The sequence below is a fragment of the Terriglobia bacterium genome, from assembly GCA_020072565.1.
In the GTDB taxonomy this organism is placed as follows: domain Bacteria; phylum Acidobacteriota; class UBA6911; order UBA6911; family UBA6911; genus JAFNAG01.
Genome location: JAIQGI010000004.1, coordinates 142,896 through 162,115 on the forward strand (window position 1 = coordinate 142,896; position 19,220 = coordinate 162,115).

17 protein-coding genes are annotated in these 19,220 nt (G+C 60.0%); 9 read left to right on the plus strand and 8 right to left on the minus strand.

What is annotated here, in order from left to right; translation table 11 throughout:
- The first annotated feature begins 108 nt into the window (after positions 1–108).
- Both LAP85_03780 and LAP85_03785 read left to right on the plus strand, forming a co-directional pair.
- Positions 109–729: a UpxY family transcription antiterminator gene (locus LAP85_03780; protein ID MBZ5495499.1), complete on the plus strand. Its 621-nt coding sequence runs from the start codon at positions 109–111 to the stop codon at positions 727–729.
- Positions 730–772: 43 nt separating this feature from the next.
- Positions 773–895 (plus strand): lipocalin family protein, encoded by a 123-nt coding sequence (locus tag LAP85_03785; GenBank protein ID MBZ5495500.1) that lies wholly within the window; start codon positions 773–775, stop codon positions 893–895.
- Between the two features lie 111 nt (positions 896–1,006).
- Here the strand turns inward: LAP85_03785 and lon are convergent, their stop codons facing one another.
- From lon to LAP85_03815, 6 genes are all read right to left on the minus strand, one after another.
- On the minus strand, positions 1,007–3,370 hold the full coding sequence (lon, locus tag LAP85_03790; GenBank protein MBZ5495501.1) for an endopeptidase La: 2,364 nt from the start codon (positions 3,368–3,370) through the stop codon (positions 1,007–1,009).
- Positions 3,367–3,714, minus strand: coding sequence for an Hsp20/alpha crystallin family protein (locus tag LAP85_03795; protein MBZ5495502.1), 348 nt, complete (start codon positions 3,712–3,714; stop codon positions 3,367–3,369). The genes lon and LAP85_03795 overlap by 4 nt, the downstream gene beginning before the upstream one ends.
- A 281-nt stretch (positions 3,715–3,995) precedes the next feature.
- Positions 3,996–5,465 (minus strand): NapC/NirT family cytochrome c, encoded by a 1,470-nt coding sequence (locus LAP85_03800; protein MBZ5495503.1) that lies wholly within the window; start codon positions 5,463–5,465, stop codon positions 3,996–3,998.
- A 170-nt stretch (positions 5,466–5,635) separates the two neighbouring features.
- Entirely contained in the window at positions 5,636–5,971 is a 336-nt protein-coding gene (locus tag LAP85_03805) for a cytochrome c (GenBank protein MBZ5495504.1), read from the minus strand.
- A 338-nt stretch (positions 5,972–6,309) separates the two neighbouring features.
- Positions 6,310–6,939 carry an HAD family phosphatase gene (locus tag LAP85_03810; GenBank protein MBZ5495505.1) on the minus strand — a complete coding sequence of 210 codons (630 nt, stop codon included), beginning with the start codon at positions 6,937–6,939 and terminating at the stop codon, positions 6,310–6,312.
- Positions 6,940–7,106: 167 nt separating this feature from the next.
- Positions 7,107–7,934: an N-acyl homoserine lactonase family protein gene (locus tag LAP85_03815; GenBank protein MBZ5495506.1), complete on the minus strand. Its 828-nt coding sequence runs from the start codon at positions 7,932–7,934 to the stop codon at positions 7,107–7,109.
- Between the two features lie 206 nt (positions 7,935–8,140).
- Between LAP85_03815 and LAP85_03820 the strand changes: the two genes are divergently transcribed.
- The 4 genes from LAP85_03820 (at position 8,141) to LAP85_03835 (ending at position 11,235) form a co-directional block, all read left to right on the plus strand.
- Complete coding sequence (locus LAP85_03820) at positions 8,141–8,599, plus strand: transcriptional repressor (GenBank protein MBZ5495507.1); 459 nt, start codon at positions 8,141–8,143, stop codon at positions 8,597–8,599.
- Positions 8,600–8,657: 58 nt separating this feature from the next.
- Entirely contained in the window at positions 8,658–9,077 is a 420-nt protein-coding gene (locus LAP85_03825) for a rubrerythrin family protein (protein ID MBZ5495508.1), read from the plus strand.
- Between the two features lie 86 nt (positions 9,078–9,163).
- Entirely contained in the window at positions 9,164–10,528 is a 1,365-nt protein-coding gene (locus tag LAP85_03830) for a hypothetical protein (GenBank protein MBZ5495509.1), read from the plus strand.
- A 143-nt stretch (positions 10,529–10,671) separates the two neighbouring features.
- Entirely contained in the window at positions 10,672–11,235 is a 564-nt protein-coding gene (locus tag LAP85_03835) for a DUF3501 family protein (protein MBZ5495510.1), read from the plus strand.
- A gap of 77 nt (positions 11,236–11,312) precedes the next feature.
- Here LAP85_03835 and LAP85_03840 read toward each other — a convergent pair whose 3' ends face one another.
- Positions 11,313–14,219: a serine hydrolase gene (locus LAP85_03840; protein ID MBZ5495511.1), complete on the minus strand. Its 2,907-nt coding sequence runs from the start codon at positions 14,217–14,219 to the stop codon at positions 11,313–11,315.
- A 176-nt stretch (positions 14,220–14,395) separates the two neighbouring features.
- On the opposite strand from LAP85_03840, the gene LAP85_03845 reads away from it, so the two are divergent.
- A complete protein-coding gene (locus LAP85_03845; GenBank protein ID MBZ5495512.1) occupies positions 14,396–14,917 on the plus strand; it encodes a methylated-DNA--[protein]-cysteine S-methyltransferase in 522 nt (173 codons plus the stop codon).
- An 11-nt stretch (positions 14,918–14,928) separates the two neighbouring features.
- A complete protein-coding gene (locus LAP85_03850; GenBank protein ID MBZ5495513.1) occupies positions 14,929–16,563 on the plus strand; it encodes an alpha-D-glucose phosphate-specific phosphoglucomutase in 1,635 nt (544 codons plus the stop codon).
- A 246-nt stretch (positions 16,564–16,809) separates the two neighbouring features.
- On the opposite strand, the gene LAP85_03855 is transcribed toward LAP85_03850, so the two are convergent.
- Positions 16,810–17,952, minus strand: a complete 1,143-nt coding sequence (locus LAP85_03855) for an alpha/beta hydrolase (GenBank protein ID MBZ5495514.1) — start codon at positions 17,950–17,952, stop codon at positions 16,810–16,812.
- Between the two features lie 212 nt (positions 17,953–18,164).
- Between LAP85_03855 and LAP85_03860 the strand changes: the two genes are divergently transcribed.
- The gene (locus LAP85_03860) at positions 18,165–19,193 is read left to right on the plus strand and encodes a zinc-binding dehydrogenase (GenBank protein MBZ5495515.1); all 1,029 of its coding nucleotides are present in this window, start codon (positions 18,165–18,167) and stop codon (positions 19,191–19,193) included.
- Positions 19,194–19,220: the final 27 nt, after the last annotated feature.

A 19,220-nucleotide genomic window follows, 5' to 3' on the forward strand; every position in this document is an offset into this window, starting at 1 on the left:
GATCTCCGAGTATGCCAGATTCCATGAATTCCCTATCGTGCGCGGGCAGAGCAAGCAGCATGCCTGCAGCGCACGTGATTCAGGTACACGAGAATGGAAATCGAAGGAATGGACGAAAAAGGGATCCCTGCCGCTCTATCCCAGCCTCCGGGCGAAGAATTCGGCGACGAATCTCTCATCGCGACTCCCAGTATCGAGCCGGTGTCTCCTTTGATCCTGACCTCCGCCGAGGGGCAGCCGGCATGGTACGCGCTCTACACGCGCAGCCGGTTTGAGAAAAAACTGATGAGCGAGCTTTCGGACCGATCGATCGAGGTCTTCCTTCCCATGCGCGAGATCCTCAGCCGGTGGAAAGACCGGAAGAAACGCATCTGGATTCCGCTGTTTCCCGGCTATATCTTTGTCCACCAGGTCGACACGCCCGCCAATCGCTATCGGGTCCTGAACGTGCCGGGGGCTGTGCGCTTCGTCGGCTTCAACAGCCAGACCGTGCCGATTCCCCAAGAACAGATCGATGGTGTCCGAAGGTTTCTGGAAGCAAAGCTGGCGGTGGATCCCTATCCCTACATGAAGGTCGGACGGCGCGTGGAGGTGATCGCGGGTCCGCTCAAAGGAATTCAGGGAACGCTCGTGCAGAAGAAGGCTCGCTTCCGATTCGTAATCCGGGTCGATCTGATCCGCCAGGCGGTTTCGGTGGAGATCGACGCTTCCGACGTTCGCCCCATCTGACCACACCCCAAGGACCGCAACGCATTCCACTGAGTCAACGGGGGTGATCTATTGGGAAGGGGCCATCGAGGCGACCGGGAGCCGCATGGGCCGTCCGGCCCATGGACGTGGCTACCTTGAGATGACCGGCTACGCCGGCCCGGCCATGGGCAGCCTGTTCCGGTGAAAGCCGATTGGAGAAAAGTACAGATCGACGTCTGAGCTCAATCGCAAGGACTCGAGGACTCAAGGACTCCGGGAAAGCCCGATGATCCTTGAATCTGCGAGTCTGGGCGGTTTACGCCTTGACGCCGACGGAGCTCATCGGGCACTCGGTAAGCAACGGGATGACTGCTTTCAGCAGGACACAGATGCTGTCGACGAACACAAATTCCATTTCCGCGCGCACGTGCTCCGGCAGATCGCGCAGGTTGCGCTCGTTCTCGCGCGGCAGGATGATGCGACGAATGCCGGCGCGTCGGGCCGCGAGCATCTTCTCTTTGATGCCGCCGACCGGCAGGACCAGTCCGGCCAGGGTGATCTCGCCCGTCATGGCGGTGTCGCTGCGCACGGGGGACTTGGTATACAGCGATGCCAGAGCTGCGACGATCGTCGTGCCGGCAGAAGGCCCGTCCTTCGGTACCGCTCCCGCGGGCACATGGATATGGAGGCCTGAACCCTGGATCTGCTCGGGATCGATGCCGAGTTCCTCGGCGTGCGCCCAGATGTAGCTGCGCGCGGCTTGCGCCGACTCCCGCATGACCTCGCCCAATTGTCCCGTCAGGATCAGCTCTCGCCCCTTGGGCAGAAGCGCCGCCTCAACGTAAAGCACTTCTCCACCGGTTTCGGTCCAGGCGAGGCCCGTGGCGACTCCAGGCGGCAGCTCCTTGCGTGCCTGTTCCAGATATGCCTGCTCGGGCCCAAGCATCTCATCCAGCTGATCCGGTGTGACGGTCGTCGGATCCGTCTTCCCTTCGGCGAAGCGCAAGGCAACCTTGCGCGTGATTCGGCCGATGGCGCGTTCGAGTTGGCGCACGCCGGCCTCACGCGTGTAGCGGGAAATGATGTGCTTGAGGCTATCTTCGGGGATCATACAATCTTCGGGTTTCAGCCCCGCCTGCGACAGCTGCCGGCCGATCAGGTAGCGCTCTGCAATCTGGATCTTCTCTTCTTCACTGTAACCCGGCAGCCTGAGCAGCTCCATTCGATCCAACAGCGCCCGCGGGATAGTGTCGAGCGTGTTCGCGGTGGTGATGAAGAAGATCTTGGAGAGGTCAAAGGGCAGGTCCAGGTAATTGTCGCGGAAGGCGCGGTTCTGCTCGGGATCGAGTATTTCCAGGAGCGCGGCAGCCGGATCGCCTCTGAAATCGCGCCCGAGTTTGTCGACCTCATCGAGCATCAATACCGGATTATTCACACCCGTATGCCGGACTGCCTGGATGACGCGGCCCGGCAGGGCGCCAACATAAGTCCGGCGGTGGCCGCGGAGTTCGGCTTCGTCGTGCAGCCCGCCCAGGCTCATGCGTTCGAAACGCCGGCCCATGGCACGCGCGATCGACTGGCCGAGTGATGTTTTGCCCACGCCCGGCGGGCCGAGGAAACAGAGGATCGGCGCTTTGGCTGCGGGGTTGAGCTTGAGCACGCCGAGTTGCTCGAGGATGCGCTCCTTCACCTCTTTGAGGTCGTAATGGTCTTCGTCAAGGACGGTGCGGGTGCGGACGACATCGAGAATGTCCTCGGAACTCGTGTGCCAGGGAAGATCGAGCACCAGATCGAGATAGCCACGGGTCACGTTGTGATCCGGAGATGCGCTCGGGATCTTTTCGAGTTTGTTGATCTCGCGCTCGACCTCCTTGCGCACCTCCTCAGGCAACTGCGCCTTCTCCATGCGCTCACGGAGCTGATCGATCTCGGCCTGCTCCGGGCTTTGCTCGCCCAGCTCCTGCTGGATGGCGCGCAGCTGCTGGCGCAGCAGGTATTCGCGCTGCTGCTTTCCCATCTCGCTCTGCGCCTCGCTGGCGATCTTGCTGCGCAGTTCGAGCACCTGGACTTCATAGCTGAGATATGTGTGCATCAGGCGCAGCGCATCAAGCACGGTTTCAGCCTGCAGCAGGGCCTGTTCCTTCTCCAGTTCCAGGCTGAGCATGGAGCCGATCAGGTAAACCACCCGCAGCGGTTCCCCCGTGTTCTCCAACAGCTGCCCCAGTTCGGTGGAAGCCTGCGGATTAGCCAGGGCAATCGCCCTGGCTGCCAGCTCCAGCACGGCCCGATAGAGAGCATCGACCTCCGCTCCCTTCTCGTGCGGCAAGGGCAGCGGGCGAATCCTGCCCTTCAGGTAGGGCTCGGTCTGCTCGAGCTTGAGCAGCACGACCCGTTCGGTGCCCTGGGCGATCAGCTCGATCAGGTCCCCGCGCGGGCGCGCCATTTTCTTGATTATGGCCTGCGTGCCGACGGGGAAAAGATCATCCGGCCCGGGGATCTCGACCGAAGCGTCCCGCTGAGTCAGAACGATCAGTTCCTTCTCCTCCGTCGCCAGAGCCGCCTCTACGGCAGCCACGGATGCCGGCCGGCCGACCGAGAGGGGCATGAGCACATAAGGAAACAGGACATTGTTTTTGATGGGCAGAACCGGCAGGCTTTTGATGCTCTCCTCTTCGCTCATACGTTGCCTCCCTCCGTCGCCACGTGGATCAGCAACATTCCCTGATTGTACTCGCTCGAAATGAAAAACCCGCTGACGCCGGCCGGAAGCTGGATATCCCTTTCAAAGTGACAGTAAGAAATCTCCATCGAGTGGTGGCGCCAACCCTCCCGGACGATCCAATCCCGTCGAATTCCGCGAATCCTCAGCAGGGATCCGCTCGACTCAATCGCAACATCATTGGGATCGACGCCGGCAAGTTCCACTTTGACGGTCCACCCTTGAGGCGTGCGGTAGATGTCGACCGGCGGTTCCCAACGGGTCCCAGGGTGACTTCTCAATGATTTCGATAGAAGGATCGCCATCAGTTTCCATTGCTGCGGCACCCAACCGGACCATCGCCGCGGTTTGTACCGCGACCCGGCAGGGGGCACACAGAGTACACACACCGACCTCCGGCAAGAACTTGAAAATACCGTTCCATGGACAAATTGTAGTGCTTCTGCGCGATAAGGCAAGATGCGGGAGATCCCGGCAAAGGCGATAGAGGTCGGGCAACGATCTTCCGGCTTTCGATCCCTATGTTATGTGCGCAGATCGCACCCGCACTCCGACGGATTTCACCCCATTGCGGCCGAATCGCAGATCAGCGCGAACCGCCGTTGTGGATCTGCAACTGGCTCAGGATCTGTGGGTTCTGCTCCTGGACTGCGAGGAGCGCATGGCAAGCTGAGCAGTCCTGGGTAATCTGCCGCCCGTCCTTGCCGGCATGGTTGCCGTCGTGGCAACGGAAACAGCCGGGTGAGTTCATATGCCCGATGTTGTTTGCATAGGTCCCCCAGGTGACTTTCATTTCAGGAAAGACATTCCGCAGGTAGATGTTCTTTACCTCTTCGACGGACGTTGCCAGCGCCCTTTTTTCCTTCTGATAAATATCCGGGTATTTGGCCCGGTAGAAGTCGTCGAGGGCCGATGATATCTGCCGCTCCGCGCTCTGGCTATCCGGGTACGACATCTGGAGCACCTCTACAGCCTTCTTCTTGATGAAGGGAAGGATCGGATCAATGTGGCTCTCCGACATCGCACGATCCACGGCGTCCGCGGCGGGAAGGAATGTGTGCGTCGGCCTGTTGTGGCAATCCACGCAGTCCATGATGCGGGGCGGCCTGGCCAGTTCCTCCGGGCTCGCTTTCGTGTCGCCGGCATTGAACTCCACGACTGTCCCGTCATCCTCAGTATATGAGATCCTCGGGATCACCTGCCGGGCGCGGTCAGTCGCCCAGTACCGGACCCGGTTGGCCGTGGCCGGATCTGAGAGGTGACGTCCATGAATCCCGACGGATCGTTCCCAGGTTCTGCCGCCGATCTTCATCAGCAGCACGGTGGTCGCAGGTGTGTTCTTCTCATCATCGCCGAAGGAAGTGCGAATCAGCAGCTTGTCCCCCTGAAACATCTGGGGCCAGTGGCACTGCTCGCAGGTTTCCTGTGCCGGCCTGAGGTTTTCCACCGGTGTCGGGATGGGAGTTTCGTAGGTATGCAACATGACTGCGAATACCTGGCGTACGCCGCTCAACTTGGACCTCACGAACCAGGAGGCCCCTGGACCGATATGGCAGCTGACGCACTCGACGCGGGAATGGGGAGAGTTCCTGTAGGCTGTGTGCTCGGGCTGCATTACCGTGTGGCACGTCTGGCCGCAGAACGACACTGAGCCCATGTACTCCACGCCGCGATAGGATGCCGAGCCCACGATGACCACGTTGAGAACCGTCAAGCACGCGACCCAGTACCCTGTCCGCCTGAGCATGGGATCATGGAAATCAATCTGCGGGTAGACGGCAGGCAGGGCTTTCCGGATGAGCAGACTGTGGCGGCGCCACAGAGCGCCCAAGGGGATCAGGATTAACCCGAAGACGAACAAGGCCGGCAGGATGAGATAAAAGATAACCCCGAAGTAGGGAGGGATCCGGGCGTCGGTAATGATCTGAAAGGCCCAGAAGGACACGAGCGTGATACCCATGCTGGTCGTGATGACGGCGCCGATCAATGAAGCGATATTGCGCCCGAGGAAGACAAGCGGCCGAATCCAATGGATCAGTGTTTCCCGAAGTGCCATAACGTTTAGGGGTGGTCTCCCCGCGGCAGACAAACACGCCGCAGACATGCAGGGATCTTGCCCCCGCAATAATTTATGATGCGCAGCACAAACCTCTGGGACTCGAAGACTCCAGGATCCTCGCGTCTTCGTGCCTCAGGGTCTTTGCCGTGAACCAGCTTTGGCGATTATTATTTTCCCGCGAAAGTGCGGACAAAGGCGACGACGTCGGCTGCCTCGACCTTGGAGAGTTTAACCGGTTTCATTTTGCCGCTGCCTTCCAGGATGGTCTTCATCAGCTGCTCGTCGCTCTTGCTCTGCGCTTCCTTGGAGCTGAGCGGCTGCATTTTGACACTGTACAGCTTTTCGATCGCGGCCTTTCCCTCGCCCTTCTCGCCATGGCACTGGACACAGCTCTTTGTGAACAGCTCCTTGCCTTTCTTGGCATCGCCAGATGCGGCAGCATACAGCAGCGAGAGGGAGAGCGCCAGTACAAGCACTAGTGCAAGTTTCAACATCAATTTCATACTTTCTCCTCAGTTTACGAAATAAGCTCGTTCATTGCCGATATAGATTATCACAACCTCGGCCGTGTTGGGATTCCAGCTTTGATGATGCATCGGGGATGCTCTTGTTTCAGTGATTTTCGCAGCTGCGGCCAACTCGCGGAATTCACGGAATACGGTCCCTCGATCCAGGGGCATCGATGCTGGTCGAGGCCGCAGCTCAGGGTTTGCCACCGTCGGTGCTGAGCAGATCGGGGTACCCGTACGGCAGGCGGGAAAATCTGACGTCTTCCATGAGAATTCCGTGACTCGGGCGGCAGGCGTTGCCTGGCGTCAGGCTCGCGGCTATTGCCCAGGCGCTAACGGTCCGGCAACGACAGGCCCAGCCGGGACAGCTCCGCCCGTGTTGATTCAATTCCGGTATGGTGAATGCCGACAAGTCCCAGGCTGCACGCCACCTCGACAAACATGGGACGGTCCTCGATATAGGCAACCTGTTCAGGCCGCACCTGGGAAATGTCCAACGCGATTCGATAGATGTCCGGATCGGGCTTGCGGAAGTGAACGAAGCATGACGATATGAAGGCGTCGACGAATTCATTCAATCCGAATTCACGAATCCGGTATTCGTTCAGCTCTCTCCCCTCGTTGCTTACCACGATCAGCTTGAGCCGATAGAGCGACTTCAGCTCACGAACCATACCGATCATCTTGGGAAACGGCTGGGATTGGGCAAACATGAAATTCTTGAATTCCTGCTTCGAGAACTGCCGCGGCCTGCAAAAAACCACACGATCCAGATACTCGTCGAGGCTCAGTTTGCCCTCTTCGTAGGTGTCGAAGGTCAGATGGTGGCGCTCGTTCAGCTCATCGCCATCCAGTCCGAATCTCTCAACCGCCCGACGGCGCGCGTGACTGTCCCAGCCATTGGTCAGCAGTACGCCGCCGATATCGAGGAACAGCGTGCTGATCCTGCCGGCTTTCTCCATAATCCACGCTCCTCCTTAACCTGAGTTCCTCATGATGCAGAACCGCACGCCCATGAAAAGCTCTTGCACGCCGACCATGACCGAACGGTCGGCGTTGGTCGGCGTTTTTCCGCGTCCAAAACTGCATTTTGGTCGCACATTCATGAAAAATCCAGGTTAGAGCAGATCTATTTGATCTTGGCGATGCGTCCCTGGGTGGGAAAGCGCGTGAACAAGAGCGGATCGTGGCCGGGAATGACGCGCTCGCGCGCCCCGGCCAGTGACACCATCCGGTCCAGCGCCTTGAGATTGGCTTCGCGGTCAGCGACCTCAAAGGTGGGAATCGGCATCCGGCTTTCCAGGTTGCGGTACAAGTAGCAGTTGTCGGATGCGAGCACGTAGCTCGGCGTGCCCTCGACGCGGATATATTGGGAGGCATAAGTGTGTCGAGCCCCCGTGAAGACCCGAATGCCGGGCATGATTTCACGGTCGTCGCCGTCGATCAGCCGCAGCTTCCGTTGCGTGTTCCGGCGCAGCAAGTTCACCAGATCCTCGGGATCGATGCCGCCGCTCTGTCCCCCCTTCTGCCAGGCCGGCCCGGTGTAGTAAGCGAACTCATCCTTCTGCATCCAGATAGTGGCGCCGGGGAACAGGTCGATTCCACCCATGTGGTCCCAGTGGGCGTGGGACAGGATGATGTCGGTGATCTGGGCGGGATCGACCCCTGCCAGGCGGACCGCCTCGTCGGGACGGACATAATCGGTCACCCGGTACTGATCCATCCATGGCTGCCGGTGGAAACCTGTATCCAGCAAGATGTTGCGACCGTCACCACGCACGAGCCAAAAAATGAGGGCAATATCAAGCTTTTCCGACGCCGGCGCTCCCACGACCAGATTAGCTACCGAAAACTGCGGGATCGTACCGTAGCGGATCGCCTCGATGGTGTAGTCGGCCGCCGTGAGCCTGGTGACGCACGCTGCCAGCACGCAAAACAGCAGAAAAAGATGTCTCATCGCCTGCCTCCCGGGGAAACCTGATTCCCGGCGCCATTGTAGTTTCAACAGACCCTGAAATGCACGAAATACTCAAAGACGTTTTCATCCGTTTTGCGTTTTTTCTTCTCGGGGCACGCTTGACCCATTCGGTTCCAGATGATAGTGTTTCCCATATGATAATGAATGTCACGAAGCGAGATCGGGCACAAGAAAGCGCATCAAGGATGTCCGCTGACCTGGAGCGCCGGTGTGCCCGGTTCGAGGCAGAATGCCGCCGGCGCGGGCTAAGGGTCACGGCGCAGCGACTGGCCGTGTACCGGGCCCTGGCGGAGGACCCGACCCACCTGACCGCGGATTCCGTCTATGCCAGGCTGCGCGTCGGCATGACCGGTCTTTCGCTGGCGACGGTCTATCGGATCCTCGAGTCGCTCGAACGGGGAGGGTTTGTCCGCAGGGTGAGCACTACCGACGGCATCGGGAGATTTGATGCCAACCTGACTCCGCACCAGCACCTGGTTTGCCGACGCTGCGGGCGTATCGTGGATTCAGAAGTGGCGGCGTTTGCGCGACTGAGGCTTCCTCAGTGTTCCGTGGACTTTGTTCCCGAGACTTTCGACATTCGCATCGTTGGCACCTGCAGGCGGTGCCGCCGGCCGGGTGGACGGCGGACGAAATCGATATAGGATCTGATCCGGTCCGGGGCGGACCCCGCACCCGGGTTTCTGATAAAAGGAGGAGATGATGGCCCAGCTAAAAGGCTCGAAAACTCATGAGAATCTCAAGTATGCATTTGCCGGAGAATCTCAGGCGAACCGACGATACCTCTACTTCGCCAAGATCGCCGATGTGGAGGGCTATCCTGAGGTCGCAGGAAATTTCCGGGAGACCGCCGAAGGGGAAACCGGTCACGCCCACGGGCACCTCGACTATCTGAAGAAGGTAGGCGATCCGGCGACCAATCTGCCCATGGGACCGACGGTGGACAATCTCAAGGCGGCGATTGCCGGGGAAACGCATGAATACACCGACATGTATCCCGGGATGGCAAAAACCGCCCGTGATGAGGGATTCGCCGAAATAGCCGACTGGTTTGAGACGCTCGCCAAGGCCGAGAAATCCCACGCCGGTCGTTTCACCCAGATGCTGACGTCGATCAGCTAGCTTGTCAACCTGCCTGCCTTTCGGACAGTGGGGCACGGCACGCCGTGCCCCTGACGTCAGACTGGCCCTGGGCGAAGAGGAGAGCGATGAGGGAAGGCGGGAAGAACATCTCCTACAAACCGACCGAGGCTTTGTCTTACGATCCGGTCGAAGAGAAGTACTGGGACAAGGTGGGGCTGGCACAGGAAGTCGTACGCGTGTTCGAGGTCTGCAACGGCTGCAGGCTCTGCTTCAAGTATTGCGACACCTTCCCCGGCCTCTTCCGCATGATCGACGGTGCGAAAGGTGGCGACGTCCGGAAGATCACGGGGGCGGAGGCCGGGGAGATCCTGGATACCTGTTTCCAATGCAAGCTCTGCGAGGTGAACTGCCCTTACACGCCGCGCGATGGGCACGAATATCAGCTTGATTTCCCGAGGCTCGTTCATCGTTTCCGGGCATTGCGCGCGCGGGACAAGGGGCTGCCTCTGCGGGATCGGCTTCTGGCCAATCCGGACGGCGCCGGGCGAATGGCGCGGGCCAGCTTCGGGCTGGCCAATCTTGCGAACCGGATGAGAATACCCAGGTGGTTCCTCGAGAAGACGATGGGAGTGCACCGCGACAAGCTGCTCCCGGATTTCGCGCGGCAGAACTTTGAGGCCTGGGCTGAAAAAACGGGCCGAATCACGCGGCAGCCGTCCTGCGAGGCAATCCTGTTTCAGACATGTTTTGTGGAACACAACGCTCCCGGGCTCGGGCAGGACACCATCGAGGTTTTCGAGAGAAACAAGGTCGACATCAAGTGTACCAAAGGGCTGTGTTGTTGCGGCATGCCGGCGTGGGAAAAAGGGGACCTCAAGGCGGTACAGGCGAAGGCAAGGAGGAATCTCCGAACGCTTCTCCCGTTTGTTGAGAAGGGTGCCAGGGTGGTGGTGATCAATCCAACCTGCGCGATGATGTTCCGTCGTGAGTACCCGAAACTGGTGGCCTCGGAGGATAGAGCGGCCGCAGCCAGACTCGCGGCTGCCACCGTGGATCCGAATGAGTTCCTCTGGTCGATCCGCGACGAAGCACGGTTCAACCTCGACTTCAAGAGCACTCCCGGAGGCCCGGTGGCCTGCCACGCGCCCTGCCACCTGCGCGCGCAGGCAATCGGCTTCCGCGGGCGGGACCTGCTGAGGAAGATCCCGGGTGTCCAGCCGGTGCTCGTTCAGGAATGCTGCGGGCACGACGGGACCTATGCGATGACGGTCGCCGGCTTTGAGCCTTCGCGGCGCGTCGGCAGGAAAGCATTCGAGGAAATGAAGGAGGTGGGCGCATCCGTCTGGTCTTCCGAGTGCCCCCTGGCGGCATTGCAGTTCGAGCAGCATGCCGGCGTGAAACCGCTGCATCCCATGTCGATTCTGGCGCGTGCCTATCGTCCCGACGGCTTTGCAAAGAAGATTGAAAAGGCGGAGCCGAACAACACCTGAGCCGCGAATTTGTCTTGGGGTGCGGCAACTGGCTGCTGCTTTTAGAAAGACCAGTGCGTGCCAAGAAAGGACGTGATGCAAACAAGCTTGCGCACCCCAGGGATGTCGTCACGCGTCGGGCCGGCCGGCAGATGGATTCAAGGATGAGGATCGTACAACGCAGCGAAATCGTTGATTACCAGACCTACGAGGAGATTCGGGAAGAATTCCGGAAGGTGGTCTTCGCCGTCAAGGCCCGGCGTCGGATCCACGTGGGTGATTGCTTTACCTTCCTTTTTGAAAACACCCTTACGATGCGCTACCAGGTGCAGGAAATGATGCGCGTGGAAAAGATGGTGAGGGAAAAAGACATCCTGCACGAACTCGATACCTACAACGCGCTGCTCGGTGGCGCGGGCGAACTTGGTTGCACCCTGTTGATTGAAATTGACGATCCGGACGAGCGGGCCGCGAAGCTGCATGATTGGCTCGAGCTCCCCAGGCACATTTACGCTTTGCTTGCGGACGGTGCCGAAATCCGCCCTGTCTTCGATCCTGCCCAAGTCGGCGCAGAGCGTCTGTCTTCGGTTCAATACCTCAAATTCCCGGTTCGCGGCGCCGTGCCCGTCGCCCTAGGCATCGACCTCCCCGGAATCGAGACCCAAATCACCCTTACCGAAGTCCAAAGAACCGCCCTGGCCGAAGACCTTGGTGCCGGACCACGATAAATCATTGATGTCAAACAGGTTAGTATGGTTGCGTGGCTCAGAGGAGGCTCGAGGTGTGGTTTATACCGGCAGTCTTTTCAATAGCTCTTCATTTTCACATGAATATTGTGGTCCGGCACCTCCAATTGCAGGGCGCGCAGGATTGACTCGGTCAGTGCCTGGCGTGCTGCCGTGATCTTGTTGTTCTCTCGGCTTGGGTGAACGCGATTGGTCAGCAGGACAATGAAGAGTTGCCGTTCGGGATCGATCCAGATTGACGTTCCAGTAAAGCCCGTATGGCCGAACGCTGCGGCAGAAAACGCTTTGCCGGTCCAGCTCGAAGCTGAAGGTTTTTGCCAGCCGAGAGACTCGACGCCAGATGCAAGTGCGCTCGTAAATCGATCCAGGGTTTCGGACTTGAAGTAGCGGCGATAGTCGTACATCCCGCGATAGAGCATCATCTGCGCGAACCGGGCGAGGTCGTAAGCGGTGCTGAACAGCCCCGCGTGGCCGGCAACCCCCCCCATCGCGTAAGCATTCTCGTCATGGACTTCGCCGCGCACGATGCGCTGGCGCCAGGGATCGTTCTCGGTAGGTGCGATGCGCTCCATCAGCTCCTTCGGCGGCCGGTAGAGGGTGGACTTCATGCCCAGTGGGCCGAATAACCGCTCCTGGAGATATTGATCGAGGGGGTGACCACAGGCTCGCGATATGATTTCGCCGAGCAGGATCATGCCGAGATCACTGTATCGGGTCCTGGTGCCGGGCATGAACTCCAGGGGCACGGCGTACACCCTCTTCAAGAATTCCTGATATCCCTGAACATCCTTGTAGATCGGCAGCCAGGCGGGCAGCCCAGAGGAATGTTGCAGGAGATGCATCACCCGCACCTTCTCCTTGTCCGTACCTTGAAACTCCGGCAGGTAGTCCTGCACCGGCGCATCGAGAAGCAGCCTGCCCGAATCCACCAGCATCATGGCTGCGGATGTGGTGCCGACGACCTTGGACACGGATGCAAGATCGTAGATCGTGTCTCCTGTGACCTCTGCCCCCGAAGGTGTATAGTCGAGCCTGCCTGCAGAGGTGTCCAGGACCAGCGTGCCCCGATACCCTACTGCCAGCGCCGCCCCGGGAAAAGCGTGGTCATCAATGCAGGAAACGAGCAGTTGCCTGGTTTCGTCAAACGCAGCCGGCGCCAAATCCGCGCCTGTCGCAGCCGGCTTCAGAGTCATCTCGATCCTCGGCATTTGGAGGCCGTCTCCCACCTTGAAGTAGCCCGGGATCGATACCGGCGTTTTGCCGGTAACGGCGATTTCGCCTGACAGTGCCTTGGCAGCCGCGATGTAGGATCCCTCCGAGTAGCCGAAGGTGCACAGGTACGCAGATGCCTGCGGATAGAGCCGCAACAGGTAGGGATTGCCGAACGAGATCCAGATGACGGGCTTTTGTGCGGTCATGAGTTTATCGAGGAGAGCACGTTCGCTGTCCGGCAGGGTAATGGTCCCTTTGCCCGAGATGACCCGGACCAGGGTCGCGCACACTATCACATCCGCCTCTGCGGCGCTGCGTACTATGTTCTCCGCGACGTCATCGGGAATTCGGGGATCAACGGCCTCGGTGCGCACGCCGGCGAATCGGCGACGCAACTCGGCCTGGAAGGTGGAAGCCGGGTTGGCGTCCGGTTCCGAGCTGAGCACCAGGCTGAAGATCTTCGGCGGATTGAGCGGATTGATCGGCAGCAGGTGCGCTTCATCCTTAAGCAGCGTTATCGAGCGGTCGGCCATTTCCTGGGCCAGCTTCTGGCTGTCCGGAGCGGCGATCACATCCTCGATGCGGTCGATCGGCACAGTACGCTCCTGATGCAGCCTTAGCCGGGTTTTGAGCATCAGAATTCTCGCGACCGATTGATCGATGCGGGCCGTTGTGATCTCGCCGCGCTCTATAGCCCGCACCACCTCGTTGATTGCCACGTCCGCGTCCTGAGGCAGCAACAGCATATCGGCGCCGGCCTCCAGGGCACGGATACAGGCCAAGCCCGTCCAGTAGCGATTGGTGACGCCTCCCATCTCGAGCGCGTCCGTGACCACGAGTCCCTGGAAGTGCAGTGTGCCGCGCAAGAGATCGGTCAGAATCTTCGAGGACAGTGTGGCCGGGATGTCGGATTCCCCCGTTACCTGCGGCACGGCCACATGCGCCGTCATGACGGCATCGACGCCTGCGGCCACAGCACTCCGAAAAGGCACCATCTCGACGGCGTCCAGGCGGGACATGTCCGACGGGACCACCGCCAAGCCGATGTGTGAATCAGTTGCTGTGTCACCGTGACCGGGAAAATGCTTGGCTGTGGTCAACACGCCGTTATCGCGTGCGCCGCGAATGAAGGCCGTTCCCAGCCGGGCTACCAGCTGCGGGTCCTCGCCATAGGACCGGATGTTGATGACCGGATTGTCGGGATTGTTGTTGACGTCCAAGACGGGCGCGAAGACCCAATGGACTCCTAGTGCGCGCGCCTCGCGTGCCGTGATCGCGCCTTCCTGGTAGGACAGGTCCTCCGAGCCCGTGGCCCCGATTGCCATATTCCAGGGGAACGACGTGGTATCGCTGATGCGGAAGGAAGCCCCCCGCTCGAAATCGGCCGCAACGAAAAGCGGCAGATCCGACATCCTCTGCAGATCATTCAGGAGCAGAGCCGATTCGTAAACATCCCCTGCGAACAAGGTGACGCCTCCAATGTGGTTTCGCCGCACTGCGTCCGAGAGTTCCTGAAACTGGGGGCTTTCACGGTTGATGAACCTGCCCGAGACGCGCACCTGGACAAGCTGTGCTACCTTGTCGCGCAACGACAGTCCTGCCATCGTCTCCGCCACCCACGCCGGGTCGGGATCAGAGAGCTTGTAGTTTGCTTCCGGATGAGGAACGTTCTGCCTTCCGTGCGGCCTCAAGAATGCCGCCGGCAGGCACAGAAAAAGGATGAGGATGACGCCGCGAATGCGCGCAGATTTCATGGCTGCCCAGACAGAGTGGCAATAGGGAGTTCATTGGCATCGGGGTGCATGCGATTGCATATTACCATATTTCTGTAGACCGCTACGGTGCGTGCTTGGCCGCCTTTTCTGCGGAAGTCGGGAAATGCATAGCCTGTTAGCGAGTTTCGTGGCACCTTATAAGTTTCGGAGGCTCTATGGACAAGACTTGTTACACATACATTCAGAGTCCTGTAGGGCAACTGCTGCTGGCAGGCAATGCCACCGAATTGAAGTTCATCGGCTTTCCGGAAGGGAAGGGGGCCAGAAGACCGGAGCCGGGATGGGAGGCCGACGCGGCTCCGTTCGGCGATGTGATCCGGCAGCTCGAAGCGTACTTTGCCGGCAACTTGCGCAGTTTTGACCTCGCGCTGGCGCCCGAGGGGACGCCCTTTCAGCGAACGGTCTGGGCGGCGTTGTGCGAGATTCCGTATGGCACCACGGTCAGTTATGCTTCGGTTGCGCGCAGAATCGGTAAACCTCAAGCGGTGCGGGCAGTAGGTGCGGCAAACGGCCGCAACCCGCTTCCTATCGTGATCCCCTGCCATCGTGTCATCGGCAGCGATGGCCGCCTGACGGGTTACGGCGGCGGCCTGCGAGTCAAAGAGGCGCTCCTCGCCCTGGAACAGGGCAAGGGGGAAACATTCCTCTATTTGGCGTCACTCGGCACTGAAAGCTGACGGAGGCATGGATGGTGCAGACAATTCCGACAACCCCGTTCCCCGGCCAGCGCCCCGGCACTTCGGGCTTGCGCAAGAGGACCCGGATCTTCATGCAGGCGCATTACATTGAAAATTTCGTCCAATCGGTTTTCGATGCTGTGCGCGAAGGCTCCGGTGGTTTCAAGAACGAGACTCTCGTCGTGGGTGGCGATGGGCGCTACTACAACCGGACGGCGATTCAGACCATCGTGCGCATGGCTGCGGCCAACGGCTTCGGCCGTGTTCTGGTTGGACGGGGTGGCATCCTCTCCACTCCTGCAATGTCCGCCGTCATCCGGCGGCGCGGCGCGCTTGGCGGGCTTGTGCTCTCGGCGAGCCACAATCCCGGAGGGATAGACGCCGATTTCGGCATCAAGTACAACGTGCGCAATGGCGGCCCTGCGCCGGAGACCGTGACGGAAGAAATCTATGCCCACACCCTGAAGGTCACCCGCTACCTGACGATGCCGGCGCCCGATGTGGATCTCGATCGCGTGGATATCGCAACCGTTGGTGGCAGCGAGGTGGCTGTGTTCGACCCTCTGTCGGATTACACCTCATTGATGGAGGAGATTTTCGACTTCGAGTCCCTGCGTGCCCTGTTCCGCAGCGGCTTTCGGGTCGCCTTCGATGCCATGCACGGAGTCACCGGCCCCTACGCCCACCACATACTGGAGCATTGCCTGGGTGCTCCCGAGGGAACGGTCCGGCGCGGCGCGCCGCTGGAGGATTTTGGCGGCCTCCATCCGGACCCCAATCAGGTGCATGCTGCAGACCTCGTCGCGCTTATGAATCGGGCTGATGCCCCGGACCTGGGCGCCGCCTGTGACGGTGACGGGGACCGCAACATGATCCTCGGCCGCAGTTTTTATGTCGGGCCCGGCGATTCTCTGGCCGTGATCGCCGAACAGGCGCGCGCGTGCATTCCCCGGTACCGCGCCGGCCTTGCCGGTGTGGCGCGCTCGATGCCGACCAGCACAGCCGTCGACCGTGTGGCCCGGAGCCTGGGCATCCCCTGCTTTGAAACCCCGACCGGATGGAAGTTTTTCGGTAACCTGATGGATGCCGGGATGTGCACCCTTTGCGGAGAGGAAAGCTTCGGCACCGGCTCGGATCATATACGCGAAAAGGACGGCCTGTGGGCGGTTCTGTGCTGGCTCTCCATCCTGGCATCGAACCGCATGCCGCTGGCGGCCGTGGTCGAAGGCCACTGGGGCCGGTTCGGTCGCAGCTACTATCAGCGTCACGATTTTGAAGGACTGGATCCGGATGTCGCCACCGGAATGATGGCGGATCTAAGCCGGAGGTTGCCTTCCCTGACGACAATGCCTCTGGCCGGCAGCGCGGTCGAACTCGCGGACGATTTCGGTTACATGGATCCCGTCGACGGAAGTGTCAGCACACAGCAGGGCCTCCGCATCCTGCTGGCAGACGGATCGCGGATGGTTTTGCGCCTCTCGGGTACAGGTACGGAAGGGGCGACGCTCAGACTTTACCTGGAAGGCTATCGGCCGGACGGCAGCCTGCCAATCGACCAAATTCTGGATCCCCTCCGTCGTGCTGCGCTTGACCTTCTCAAACTGCGTGACCGCACCGGCCTGGACAAAGCCACAGTGATCACTTGAACCAGGCTGGCCGAATCTTTTTATGATCCCAGGCGCGCGCTTGCTCGCTCCACGACTGCCTTGCCGGCCCTGCGACTCAGACACTGCGGGCAAAATGCAGCCGCAAATGTCACGAAGAACACGAATGGGCTCTGGGCAAGCGCCTTCGCCGCGTACGCAGCAGCGTAGCTCTTCGCGCTGCAGCACTTGTGCGCAAGCCGTGCAGGTAAGCGCACCAGGATTTTCATGTCTACGGCAAACTGGAAATTAAAGGGCTCCAGTGAGGTGATAGAAAAAAACAAAAAGATCGAAAGCGGCGGCCGTTTTTTTCCACCAGCTCAACGGTTTCTCCCACGGGTGGGTATGAGTGAGGAAGGGGCTGATCAACAGATAGGATCTGGCCTGGACGATTTTCTCACGCAGCCTGCGGCTCTCCTCGGGCGGGATCAGATCGTCATAGGCTCCATGGGCCAGGAATACCGGGCAGCGAATCTCGGCAGCGGGCCGGCTGGTGGAAACGCCCGGGTACAGTATCTCAACCACGTGGTTTTCGATCTGATGCGCGAGCTCAGGGTCTGCCTGATCTTCGCGCATGAGCGCAAGCCTGTGCCAGCGCCGTCCCACGTCGGTTACCGCAACCGGGGGCGATGGAACGTCCTTTTGCAGGAGGAGGCTGCGTAGGACACTCTCAAGAAACTGGCGATCCCTTTCAGCCGGGAGCAAATCAACGGCCGCGAGCATGATGATCCACTTGGCGTAAAAGCGAGTCGGATAGTAGCCGGGGCCGACCGTCACCGGCCCGGCGTCGAACCAAAACGAGCTGCAGCGGACAAGGTCGTCGAAGGAGCCGATACCCAGGATGTAGGCAGCCTGGTCTCGATTCTGCGGCTGGGCGGCCGCGATCAAGGCGAGGGTTCCTGAGAACGAGATGCCGGCGAGCCCAACGCGACGGAGCCGTTGTCCGCCCTCAACCCTGCGCGCTTCGCGCAGCCAGAAAGAGATCTCATCCAACGGCGGAGGGTAGATCCGAAACTCGCGGAACATTCTGATGTCGGGGGTCAAGACCAGGAATCCCGTGCCGGCGAGGGCGCGGGCCAGCGCGACCAGCCGAGGGTGGTTGCAGCCCAGTTCACTTATCCCCGGCACCAATACAACGCCGCTGGCGGGGGATGAGCCCGCAGGGCGATAGACGATCCCCTCCTGCTCAAATCCCCCTATGAGACGGACGATCTTCTCTTCGTGAACTGTCGGATTCTTCTCGATATCTCCAGATGCCACACGCCGGACCAACACGAGCAGGCGCACAGTTGTGATGACCCTGGAGGGCGGAACACACACCGCCAGCCCCAATACTCCCAGCGTCAGCAGAAGCAGCCAGAGCCGCTTTTTACTGCCCCACGGATATCGCACGCGCCTACCCTACAATCCCTGTTATTGGATGTCAACGATACCTGCCGTCAATGGCTCCCATGCGGGCTGCGACGGCCATGGCGCAGCATGGAGCAGGATAAAAATCTGAAAATCTGTCTTCTTCGTACTCTTCACAACGGTTTTTGAGCGATAATCGGTCGTTCGTGTTTGCCCTTCGGGGGCACTTTTACCACAGGAGGGATTAAGAGCACATGCGCGCAGTCAGACTGTTTGAGCAAAAGCAGCCGTTGAAAATGCAGAAGATCGATGTCCCCCGCGTGGGCACGAAAGATGTCCTTGTCTGCGTCAAGGCAGCAGGTATCTGCCATTCAGATGCCCATTATCGGTCCGGCGTGACGAAGGTGGGGCCCATGCCCGTAACATTGGGCCACGAGGTCGCGGGATTGGTCGAAGAGGTTGGCTCGGAGGTATCCGCTTTCAAGCCGGGTGACCGGGTCTGCGTTCATTATCTGGTTTCTTGCGGGCAGTGTCATTACTGCAGCCGGGGTTGCGAGCAGTTTTGCGGCTCAGGAAAAATGATCGGCAAACATCGCGATGGCGGCTGGGCCGATTATATCAGCATGCCGGAACGCAGCATATTCCACCTGCCGCCTGAGATATCCATTGAGCAAGGCGCCGTCATGATGTGCTCATCCTCCACCTCGCTCCATGCGCTGAAGAAGGCGCGAGTCAAGGGGGGTGAAACCGTCGCCGTTTTTGGAGTGGGAGGCTTGGGCGCCTCGGCGGTGCAACTGGCAAAGGCGTTGGGTGCGCTTCAGGTGTATGCCGTGGACATCAACCCGGTCAAGCTGAGGCTGGCGGAGAGTTTTGGAGCGATCCCCATCGACGCCTCCAAGGGCGATCCCGTCAAGGAGATCCGGAGGCGGACTGAGGGCAGGGGTGTGGATGTGTCCGTCGAAGTGATTGGACTGCCACTGACCATGCGACAGGCTGTTCAATCGTTGGCAGTTCAGGGACGCGCTGCCATAGCAGGATTGAGCGACCGCACATTCGAGATCGCTTCCTATGGCGAGCTCCTGAGCCCGGAGGCCGAAGTGATCGGTGTGGCAGACCACTTGGCCCAGGAAATGCCGCTGCTCATCGAATTTGCGCAGCAGGGCAAGCTGAACCTGACCAATGTGATCACACACTCAGTGCCTCTTGATGCCGATGTGGTCAACGGGGTCCTGGATGAACTGGATCGGTACGGTGACCGCGTCCGCACGGTGATCGTGCCTTGACTCTAGTAGCGGCTATTGCGGTGGGAT

Coding starts and splice junctions, on each gene's coding strand:
- LAP85_03800 (MBZ5495503.1), bottom strand. CDS start 5,465: ATGGCACTTCGGGAAACACTGATCCATTGGATTCGGCCGCTTGTCTTC.
- LAP85_03860 (MBZ5495515.1), top strand. CDS start 18,165: ATGCGCGCAGTCAGACTGTTTGAGCAAAAGCAGCCGTTGAAAATGCAG.
- LAP85_03840 (MBZ5495511.1), bottom strand. CDS start 14,219: ATGAAATCTGCGCGCATTCGCGGCGTCATCCTCATCCTTTTTCTGTGC.
- lon (MBZ5495501.1), bottom strand. CDS start 3,370: ATGAGCGAAGAGGAGAGCATCAAAAGCCTGCCGGTTCTGCCCATCAAA.
- LAP85_03820 (MBZ5495507.1), top strand. CDS start 8,141: ATGTCCGCTGACCTGGAGCGCCGGTGTGCCCGGTTCGAGGCAGAATGC.
- LAP85_03830 (MBZ5495509.1), top strand. CDS start 9,164: ATGAGGGAAGGCGGGAAGAACATCTCCTACAAACCGACCGAGGCTTTG.
- LAP85_03845 (MBZ5495512.1), top strand. CDS start 14,396: ATGGACAAGACTTGTTACACATACATTCAGAGTCCTGTAGGGCAACTG.
- LAP85_03815 (MBZ5495506.1), bottom strand. CDS start 7,934: ATGAGACATCTTTTTCTGCTGTTTTGCGTGCTGGCAGCGTGCGTCACC.
- LAP85_03810 (MBZ5495505.1), bottom strand. CDS start 6,939: ATGGAGAAAGCCGGCAGGATCAGCACGCTGTTCCTCGATATCGGCGGC.
- LAP85_03825 (MBZ5495508.1), top strand. CDS start 8,658: ATGGCCCAGCTAAAAGGCTCGAAAACTCATGAGAATCTCAAGTATGCA.
- LAP85_03795 (MBZ5495502.1), bottom strand. CDS start 3,714: ATGGCGATCCTTCTATCGAAATCATTGAGAAGTCACCCTGGGACCCGT.
- LAP85_03805 (MBZ5495504.1), bottom strand. CDS start 5,971: ATGAAATTGATGTTGAAACTTGCACTAGTGCTTGTACTGGCGCTCTCC.
- LAP85_03780 (MBZ5495499.1), top strand. CDS start 109: ATGGACGAAAAAGGGATCCCTGCCGCTCTATCCCAGCCTCCGGGCGAA.
- LAP85_03835 (MBZ5495510.1), top strand. CDS start 10,672: ATGAGGATCGTACAACGCAGCGAAATCGTTGATTACCAGACCTACGAG.
- LAP85_03850 (MBZ5495513.1), top strand. CDS start 14,929: ATGGTGCAGACAATTCCGACAACCCCGTTCCCCGGCCAGCGCCCCGGC.